The sequence below is a fragment of the uncultured Brachyspira sp. genome (assembly GCF_934747485.1).
GTDB lineage: Bacteria > Spirochaetota > Brachyspiria > Brachyspirales > Brachyspiraceae > Brachyspira.
The window spans coordinates 1-9,885 of record NZ_CAKVGN010000091.1 but is presented as its reverse complement, the minus strand read 5'-3'; the positions used below and the strand labels follow the sequence as shown (position 1 = coordinate 9,885).

Here is a 9,885-nt window from a genome sequence, read left to right as displayed (position 1 = left end):
TTAGTTAATTAAATTATAAGGAATACCTGCTTTTTTTAAACTAAAAAACGTGCAATATGTATGGCTCCTAAACAAGAGGGAACTATGATACGTGTTGCCTTTATTTTATTTATTTTTATAATGTCTATTTCATCATGCCAAAAAGAGCGTCCGAATATACTTGCTCCAGAAAATGTCATAACTAGTCCAGAAACTAATTATGTTTATATTACAAATTTTGTTACTAATAATGGAATAATTACTATAACTTTAGATTATATAAATAGTCAGATATCTGCTTTATCTTTTGAAGTTCCAAACACACCTGATGATGTTAAGGAAGTGTTTACCGATTTTATATATAAGTCTATACCAAAATTGCCAGAAGGAAGTAAATATCCTCAATTGACTATGCAATTGAAGTCAAAATGGATACTTGAACCATATACCCCAATAAGTATAAAAGCTTTTACAAATGTTTTTCAAAAGAAAATATATACTTTAGCAACAAATATAGGTTGTAATGTGAAAGGAGATATAAAAGCAAGTTTATCTCGTAGTGATGATGGTATAGAAAATGCATGGCTAGATATAGAGTTTTCATTATCATTAAAAACTAACTTTCAAATTGTGCCAAAAGAATTAGCTGAAGCAATGACAAATAATCCAATAAAAATAACTTTTAAAAGAAAGACAAAATCTTCAATAATTTGGGAAAATGATACTACTACTCCATAAATACGTTATTTATTTAATAAAACGTATAAATATATAATCTTGACAAATAGTATATTATTAATATAATTAGAATATCTTAAAATAAGGACTTTTTTATGAAGCGAATATTTTTTGTATTATCTATTATGTTTTTAATATTTTTTGTTTCTTGTGAAAAAGATAAAAAAAATATAGAAAAACAAGTTGATAAATTACTTGAGAATGTTGATGAAAAAATAGATGAAGGATTAAATACTGCTAATGATGCTATAGATAATAGTTTAGATATGGCGGGAGAGGCTATAGATAATAGCTTAAATAAGGCAGGTGAAACTATAGAATATGTAAAGAAAAGTGCTGAGGATACTTTAAGCAAATCTTTAGAAGAGGCATCAAAGTCTATAGAAGAAGCAAAAGATAATTTAAAAAAATAAATTTATGGACAAAAAAGTAGCTATAGTTTTCTGGAGTAAAACAGGTAATACTAAGCTTATGGCAAATGCTCTTAAAGAATCTATAGAGCTTCAGAATTATCAGGCGGATATGTTTAAGGCTTATAATTTTGATATAAATAAAGCTGTGGAGTATCCTATAATAGCTTTAGGCTGTCCTGCTATGGGGGCTGAAACTTTAGAAGAGAGTGAATTTTTGCCTATGTATAATAATATAAAATCGGTTCTGAAAGATAAAAGAGTATTTTTGTTTGGTTCTTATAGTTGGGGTGATGGCAAATGGATGAGAGACTGGACTTATGATGCTAAAAACAATGGTATTATTTTATTTAGAGAACCAATTATAGCAAAAGATAAACCTACTGATGAGATATTATTGAAAATAAAGAAAGTAGGAATTGATTTGCTAAGCGATTAAAAATTATTGGAGGAAATCTTTTATGGATAAAAAAATTATTATTACTATTAGCAGAGAGTTTGGAAGCGGCGGAAGATTTATAGGAGAAAATGTAGCCAAAAAGTTAGGCATAGCTTTTTATGATAAGGCTATTATAGAAATGGCTTCTGATAAAACAGGCTTTTCTCCAGATTATATTAAAGAAAATGAACAAAAATTAACTTCTCCTTCTCTTTTCAACTTTGCTATATCTGGTTCTTATGCTGGTAATATGGTATTTGGTAATGGAGAATCTTTGCAAGACACTATGTTTTTTGCTCAAAGCAATGTTATTAAAGAAATTGCTAATAAGCATTCTTGTGTAATAGTTGGAAGATGTGCTGATTATGTTTTAGAAAAATTTGAAAATTGTATTAATGTTTTTATACATTCAGATATGGAAAATAAAATAAATAGGGCAGTTAATGAATATAAATTAGACAGCAATAGTGTAGAGAAAATTCTTAAAGACAGAGATAAATTGAGAGCTAAACATTATAATTATTATACTGGAAGAGCATGGGGAGATGCAAGAAATTATCATGCTTGTTTTAATAGTGATTATATAGGACTTGCAAAGGTAGAAGATATTATAGTAGATATGGCTAAAAGTATATAAGGATTTGCAATAAATGAAAATAATAGCTGATTTGCATACGCATACAATAGTAAGTCAACATGCTTTTAGCACTGTAGATGAGATTATAAGTGCTGCTAAAGAAAGGGGATTTTTAGCTGTTGCTATTACGGATCATGGTCCAAAGTCTAGCGATGGTGCTAAGCCTATGCATTTTGGCTCTATGCATAATATACCTGAATATGTAAATGGAATTAGAGTTCTTAGAGGAGTTGAGGCTAATATTATAGATTATGATGGAAATATTGATTTGAGAAAAAATACGCTTGAATGTTTGGATTTTGTCATAGCTTCCTATCATGAAGATTGTATTACACCTTCCAATATAGAATCGCACACTAATGGGTATGCTGGTTTAATGAAAAATAGTTATATTGATTGTCTTGGGCATGTTGGAAATCCAAAGTTTGAATTTGATATGGAAAAGATAGTTAAACTTTGTAAGGAATACAATAAACTTATAGAGATTAATTCTGCTTCTTTTAAGGTGAGAAAGGGAAGCGATAAAAATTGCCGAGAAGTGGCATTGTTATGCAAAAAATATAATTTAAATATTGTAGTTACTTCAGATTCTCATTCAAAGTATAATGTAGGTAATCATGAAGCTGCTTTGAATATGCTTGAAGCTATTAATTTTCCAGAAGATTTAGTTTTGAATTCTGATTTTGATAGGCTTATGAATTATCTAAGTAATAGAAACAGAAATTAAGTTTATAATATTATTGATTTTTTACAGCAAGCTGTCCGCACCCTGCTAAAATTTCTTGACCTTGTTTGAACCTCTCAACAACTTCTATTCCATTATCTTTTAATATGGATTTAAATCTTAATATAATATCCTTATTTGGTCTTTGAAGCTCTGGTGCATGTTCTACAGGGTTCATAGGTATAATATTAACTTTGAAAGGAAACTCTTTTTTTAAGTTTACCAATCTATAGGCATCATTAACAGAATCATTAACATCTTTTATTAACACCCACTCAAAAGTAATCATTCTTTTACCATTTTTACTGTATCTTTTAAGTATGTTTATGAGGTTTTCTATTGGATATTTTTTATTTATAGGCATTATTTTATCACGTACTTCATTTTTAAGCGAATGCAAAGAAACAGCCAATCTACAATCCAAATCTCTTTCTATTAATTGTTTTATTCCAGCAACTTCTCCTGATGTTGAAATTGTAATATGTCTTATACCTAAATTAAACCCTTTATAAGAGTTAATGGTATCTATTGCTTTAAATAGGTTTTTTGTATTAGCTAAAGGTTCTCCCATACCCATAAACACTATAGAATTAACCTTTTTTGTAACTGCACGCATCAATATAAACTCGGCAAGTATTTCATCAGCAGTGAGGTTTCGAGAAAGCCCCATGCTTCCAGTGGCACAAAAAGCACATCCATATCCGCAGCCAACCTGCGATGATAAACAAAAAGTTATTCTCTCATTTTTGCCGAGTATTACAGATTCTATTTTTTTCTTGTCATATAATGATATTAATAATTTTCTTGTACCATATTCATCTTCTGTAATGGATTCTATTTTTGAGTTATGTATGAAATAATTTTCATCTAATAATCCCCTTAAATCTTTTGGAATATTACTCATCTCATCAAAAGAAATAGCATATTTTTTATATATCCAATTTAATATTTGAGATGCATGAAACTTAGGAAAATTATTCTCAATACAGAATTTAGATAAATCCTCTTCTGATACATTCATTATAGATATTTTTTTTGACATATAGCTTAATTTTTTATTATTTATTTTTTAGCTTATAACCTATAAGCTTATTAATCAAACTCCTCAGCAGCTTGTCTTAGGTTTATTAGATGCTGAATTAGATGATGATGTGCTATTTTTTCCTTTATAATCATTAACATAAAAACCAGAACCTTTAAATATTACTCCAGCATTTAAAGAAATTATTCTTTTAGCACTTCCTTTACATATAGGACATTTAGCTTTAGGTTCAGCAGTCATAGACTGAAACTCTTCAAACTCATGTCCGCATTTTTTACATTTATATTCATAAGTAGGCATAATTTTTAATCTCCAAATTAATTTAATAAAAAAATATACATCAAAATAAAAATCTGTCAAGTATCTAACTTACTTTAAATATTTTTCAAACCAATCAGTAATTTCTTTTAATCTTCTAAGTCTATGTTTTGGTTTTCCGCTTCTTGAAAGTTCATGATTTTCACCCTTAAATAAACATATTCTTGATTCAACACCATAATATTTTAAAGCAGTAAACATTTGAAAGGCTTGAGTTTGATAGCATCTATAATCTTCTTCGCTATGTATAAATAGGGTAGGAGTTTTAGCATTATTAGCATATTTTAATGGAGACTGCTGCCATAATTTATCAAAACCGCTGCAAACATCTCCTCCTAATTCATCAGGATTAAAATAATAACCTATATCAGTAGTGCCGAAATCATCTATCCAATTTGATATTGAACGCTGCGATACTGCACACTTAAATCTGTCAGTATGCCCTATTATCCAATTAACCATAAAGCCGCCGTAAGAACCGCCTGTAACTCCAAGTCTATTTTTATCTATATTAGTATATTTCTCAAGAACAATGTCAGTAAACTTCATTATATCTTCATAATCTATAGTGCCGTATATTTTTCTTATATCAGCAAATGCATTTCCTTTTCCTTCGCTTCCTCGAGGATTACAGAAAAATACAAAATAGCCCATATTAGCCCAAACCTGCATTTCATTAAAAAATATTTCTCCGTAAGCAGTTTTTGGTCCGCCATGTATATCAAGTATTGCAGGATATTTTTTGTTTTCATCATAATTTATTGGCTTTAATACCCAGCCATCTATTTCAAAATTATTGCTTGTTTTAAATGAAACTTTCTCTGGTATTGATAAACTTTTTTCTTTTATAACATCTTCGTTAAAACAAGTTAATTGCTTTTCTGCTTCATTATTAATAGAATATATCTCCTCAAGTTTCAAATCTCTAAAACCTATAAAATATATATTATCATCAGAAACATCAAAACAATTAACAGCTCCTTTTTTATTTGTTATAGTGATTATATTGCCTTTAAAGTCTAAACATTTAATATGAGCATTTTCATTTTCTGTACCTACGAAATATATTTTATCTTTATAAACTCTAATGTCCTTGCCGCCTCCAAAAGATGAGTCAGTTCCTATCATATTGCCAAGCCCATTATCATAATGATATAGAAGATTAATATTATTATTTTCATCTATTAAATAAAAACCGCTGTTTTCATTGAGCCCATATTTTTTCATGTCTGTCATAACAGATATAATTTTTTCTTTATTATCATAATCAATTATAAAATCAGCAAAGTATATAGCATATTTATTAGAATCTATAATAACTTTTTCTTTAATGTTATTAATATCATTTATATCATACAAACGAAGCTCTGTAGTGGTAGGGGCTTTATCTGTAAAAGAGTTTATAATGCATAATACTTTACCGTCTTTATATTTAAAAGAGTTCACATTACTATATTCATCTGTAATGGAAGTTAATTTATTTTCTTTTTTATTGTAATGATAAAGTCTCTCTCTCTTTTTATTTGTTATTCCTATATTATTAACCCAAAAAGGAATTTCATCAAATACTTCATAATCAACTTCTTCTTTTACCCATTCTAAATAATTATCTTCTTTTCTTTTTTTCTCTCTATTAATATCATAAATTGCTTTTATTAAAAAATTGTTTTCATCTATTGAGTACAAATCTACTGCTTCAAGCTCTATATTAAATAAACTTTCTGCTTCACCACCATTTATATTAATAGAATAAAACAAAGAATAATCAATAAAGTCTTCATCTTTTTTGCTTTTTAATTCTTCATCTCGTAACGATGATTTAAATATTACAGTATCATTATTAAGCCAAGAGACAAGGGAAGCATCTTTTACTGAAGTGAGTTTATATGTTTTGTTATTTTCAATATTATAAATAAAAGCATCAGAAATATAATTATTGTTTTCATAATTTTGATTGCTTTTAACAAACAGTAAATTTTTATTATCCTCTGAAAGCTCTATATTAGATAAAAAATTGAAATTTAAAAAATCTTTAATGTTTAAACTTTCCATATGAATAAAATCCGATTTAAAAAATATATTTATTATTATTTTTCTAAGTTTGAATAACTATAAGCTATGTTAGCAGCTACACGGCAATTATTATAAACTAATTCTTTATTAGCCTTAAGACTCTTATTTTCTGTAACACTGTGAAGCTTAGCTAATATAAAAGGAGTTACTTTTTTACCAGATATGTTTTTATCTTTTGCTTCTTTTACAGTATCTTCTATTACTTTGTCTATATAGCTTTTATCCATTTCATATTCTTCTGGTATAGGATTGCATACAACAACTCCGCCATCTAAACCTAAAGACCATTTTGTATGAAGAATATTTGCTATATCTTCTATAGTATCTATTTTATAATCCACATCAAAACCACTGTCTCTTGTATAAAAATTAGGGAACTTAGAGGTTTTATAACCAAGAACAGGAACACCAAAAGTTTCAAGATATTCTAAAGTAAGCCCTAAATCTAATATTGATTTAGCACCTGCACATACAACGGCAACATTTGTTTTAGCAAGTTCTTGTAAATCTGCAGATATATCGAAAGTATCTTGTGCATATCTATGAACTCCTCCAATTCCTCCTGTAGCAAATACTTTTATTCCTGCAAGAGAAGAAGCTATCATCGTTGTAGTTACAGTTGTAGCACCATCTTTTTTTAAAGCGAGTATTGCAGGCAAATCTCTTCTGCTTGCTTTAATAATATCTTTGGCACTTCCCATATATTCAAGCTCATCTTTATTTAAGCCTATTTTTATTTTGCCTTTCATTATAGCAATAGTGGCAGGTATAGCATTATTTTCTCTAATTATTTTTTCACAATTTAAAGCACTTTCTATATTTTCAGGATACGGCATGCCATGTGATATTATTGTACTTTCTAATGCCACTACAGCCTTTTTTTCATCTAAAGCAGTTTTTACCTCTTCACTAATATCTAAAAAGTTATTTAATTTATTCATTTATTAAAATCCTACCTATCTCCAAAAACGTTGAAGAAATATCCAAATTGTAATCCCAAATCTAATGAACTTATAGACTTATTTGCTATTCTAACATCGCTCAAATAACCACTGCTGTTGAAATTTAGAGCGAAATCATAATTAACATATATTCCTATAAGAAGATAATTTAATATATGAAAATCTAAAGAAAATTTCACATATGGTATTAAAGCATTTTCAAAAATATCAGTTATATCGCCTCTATCAAAATAGTATTTTCTATTATATCCATATTCTAAAGAGCTATTTTCTACACGGTAACTACCACTAATAGGTATTTTTACACCGCTGCCTCCAGATAAAGACATAAAAAAGAAATGAAACTTTAATACGCCTCCTATCATAAAACTATCAAATTGATAATTTTCAGTTGCTCTCTTTCCATTTATATCATATTTTAAAGCATAAGCATCATGATAATATCCGATATCTGCAAGTATTGATATTGCTGTATTGTCTGTTATATTATTTCTTATTCCAACTAAAAATGAATAGCCCATATCAAAATCTCTAAAACTTGATGGCAGCATTGAAGATGAATCAGCAACAGCACCGCTCATACCAAATTGACCAACAAAACCTAAACTCACACCAACGGCACTAAGATTATAGCAGAATATTGAACTAATTAATAACACAAATAAAAATACTTTTTTCATCTTTTCTCTCCCAATTAAATAGTTTAATATAACTATTTAAAAAGTCAAGTAAATAGAAAAATGGTGAACAAAATTATATAAACAAAATTATAATAAAATATAAACACTCTTTTTTTTATTATAGATAAAATTATATTGTATATTGCATTAAATAATATGATTGCAATAAAAAATTTTATGTTAGAAACATCTTTTATTATTAGAAATAAAGAAAATATGATAATAAATATATTTGATACTATATAAGAAATATATTCATATTTATCTAACTTTTTATCTGCTCTAAACAAGAAAATTATTTTTATAAATATAATTAAAAATAAAACATATAAATAAAAAAATAATTTATGAGATGATAATATATTGTTTTTTAAATTTAGCACTATTAATGACAGAGAGCTAATTGATATGAATATACTTATAGTTCTTGACAATGTTATTGATAATTTAGTGTTTTTCATTTTATTATATAGAAGATAGGATAAATATATTATAGAAGAGTTTAGGATAATAAATATACTGTATAATATTTTTAGGTTAAGCATATTGTTTTTTACTAAAAATATAGTAAGACTTTTTATATCTAATTGATTATTAAATTTAATTAAAACAAATATTGAAGCAAAAATAATAGATAATAGAAAATATAATAAAAAAGCCCATATAATAATTTCAGCTATCATTGTATAGAAATCGTATAAATTAGATATTTGTTTTACATCATATTTAATATATGAAAGAGCCAAAGAAAAAATAATAAGCATGTTTGCAGAAAATATATGAATTAATAATTTTATATATTCTTTTGATATACTCATTTTTATTAACATCTCATATGGCAAATTATATAAATAAATTGATATTATAAATATTATTATAGCTGTTATAATTATAGATTTTAAGCATATTTTTTTGAGCGAAAATAAAATATTAAGTATAAAAAAACTAAGAGGTATTAACAAAGAAAATAGTATTTTTAATAGAAACACTAATTCATTATTAAAAAATATTTCTAAATTTGATAAATTATTTGTAACTTTATAAATATCTATTGTAACAAACGGCACTATATAAGTAATGGAAATTATTAGAATAAAACTAATTGCTATTATAATATCTTTTATATTGTTTTTGAATATATTTATTTTTTGCATTACTATTTCCTAATTGATTAGTGATTATAAATCTTTTATTACATGGTGTCAATAAATTATGTATTGTGAGTTATGTTTTGAAGATTTTTAGTATTATAAAAACGACGCAAAACATGCTTGATTTTTCATTGTTATGTAATTATACTTTAAACGTTATTCACTTTTTGGAGGTGATAATATGAAAGTTGCTGTTATTGGTGATTTACATGGTAAGCCTTGCTGGAAACATCTATTAAAAGATAATAATTTTGATAAGATAGTTTTTTTGGGTGATTATAGTGATGATAGTTGGATTACTTTTACAGATAAAGAGATTATTAATAATTTAAAAGATGTTATAAATTTTAAAAGAAATAATAATTCTAAAGTTGAGCTTCTTATAGGCAATCATGATTTTCAGTATATAGTTGGATACCCTACAGCAAGCAGATATAGAAAAAGTTATGCTGAAGAACTTAATAAAATTTTTAATGATAATAAAGATATATTTAATGTAGTTTATGTATTAAGAGATTATGTATTTACTCATGCTGGAATTACAAATGGTTGGACTGAATATATAAAGAAAAAATATAATATTAACGATTTTACGGATATAAGTAAAAATATTAATATAGTTTATTCAAATTGTAAAGAAGATTGTAATATTGCCTCTGTTTAGGAGCCATACATATTGCACGTTTTTTAGTTTAAAAAAAGCAGGTATTCCTTATAATTTAATTAACTAAA

12 protein-coding genes are annotated in these 9,885 nt (G+C 26.4%); 6 read left to right on the top strand and 6 right to left on the bottom strand.

What is annotated here, in order from left to right; translation table 11 throughout:
• Positions 1 to 84 precede the first annotated feature (84 nt).
• The 5 genes from Q0H31_RS12220 to Q0H31_RS12200 all read left to right on the top strand — a co-directional run bounded on the left by Q0H31_RS12220 (position 85) and on the right by Q0H31_RS12200 (position 2,930).
• Complete coding sequence (locus Q0H31_RS12220; RefSeq protein WP_295298580.1) at positions 85 to 717, top strand: hypothetical protein; 633 nt, start codon at positions 85 to 87, stop codon at positions 715 to 717.
• Positions 718 to 812: 95 nt separating this feature from the next.
• Positions 813 to 1,130, top strand: a complete 318-nt coding sequence (locus Q0H31_RS12215; RefSeq protein ID WP_295298578.1) for a hypothetical protein — start codon at positions 813 to 815, stop codon at positions 1,128 to 1,130.
• 4 nt (positions 1,131 to 1,134) lie between these two features.
• Positions 1,135 to 1,566, top strand: coding sequence for a flavodoxin domain-containing protein (locus Q0H31_RS12210; protein ID WP_295298576.1), 432 nt, complete (start codon positions 1,135 to 1,137; stop codon positions 1,564 to 1,566).
• A gap of 22 nt (positions 1,567 to 1,588) precedes the next feature.
• Positions 1,589 to 2,203, top strand: coding sequence for an AAA family ATPase (locus tag Q0H31_RS12205; RefSeq protein ID WP_295298575.1), 615 nt, complete (start codon positions 1,589 to 1,591; stop codon positions 2,201 to 2,203).
• 13 nt (positions 2,204 to 2,216) lie between these two features.
• Positions 2,217 to 2,930, top strand: a complete 714-nt coding sequence (locus Q0H31_RS12200) for a phosphatase (protein ID WP_295298574.1) — start codon at positions 2,217 to 2,219, stop codon at positions 2,928 to 2,930.
• A gap of 10 nt (positions 2,931 to 2,940) precedes the next feature.
• On the opposite strand, the gene rlmN is transcribed toward Q0H31_RS12200, so the two are convergent.
• The 6 genes from rlmN to Q0H31_RS12170 form a co-directional block, all read right to left on the bottom strand.
• Positions 2,941 to 3,969, bottom strand: a complete 1,029-nt coding sequence (gene rlmN, locus Q0H31_RS12195; RefSeq protein WP_295298572.1) for a 23S rRNA (adenine(2503)-C(2))-methyltransferase RlmN — start codon at positions 3,967 to 3,969, stop codon at positions 2,941 to 2,943.
• A 63-nt stretch (positions 3,970 to 4,032) separates the two neighbouring features.
• A complete protein-coding gene (locus tag Q0H31_RS12190; RefSeq protein WP_295298570.1) occupies positions 4,033 to 4,269 on the bottom strand; it encodes a zinc ribbon domain-containing protein in 237 nt (78 codons plus the stop codon).
• Between the two features lie 69 nt (positions 4,270 to 4,338).
• Complete coding sequence (locus Q0H31_RS12185) at positions 4,339 to 6,339, bottom strand: S9 family peptidase (protein WP_295298568.1); 2,001 nt, start codon at positions 6,337 to 6,339, stop codon at positions 4,339 to 4,341.
• Between the two features lie 35 nt (positions 6,340 to 6,374).
• Complete coding sequence (locus Q0H31_RS12180; protein ID WP_295298566.1) at positions 6,375 to 7,301, bottom strand: pseudouridine-5'-phosphate glycosidase; 927 nt, start codon at positions 7,299 to 7,301, stop codon at positions 6,375 to 6,377.
• Between the two features lie 11 nt (positions 7,302 to 7,312).
• A complete protein-coding gene (locus Q0H31_RS12175; RefSeq protein ID WP_295298563.1) occupies positions 7,313 to 8,002 on the bottom strand; it encodes a hypothetical protein in 690 nt (229 codons plus the stop codon).
• 44 nt (positions 8,003 to 8,046) lie between these two features.
• Complete coding sequence (locus Q0H31_RS12170) at positions 8,047 to 9,156, bottom strand: hypothetical protein (RefSeq protein WP_295298561.1); 1,110 nt, start codon at positions 9,154 to 9,156, stop codon at positions 8,047 to 8,049.
• 178 nt (positions 9,157 to 9,334) lie between these two features.
• Here Q0H31_RS12170 and Q0H31_RS12165 point away from each other — a divergent pair, with 178 nt between their 5' ends.
• Entirely contained in the window at positions 9,335 to 9,817 is a 483-nt protein-coding gene (locus Q0H31_RS12165; RefSeq protein WP_295298560.1) for a metallophosphoesterase, read from the top strand.
• Positions 9,818 to 9,885 lie beyond the last annotated feature (68 nt).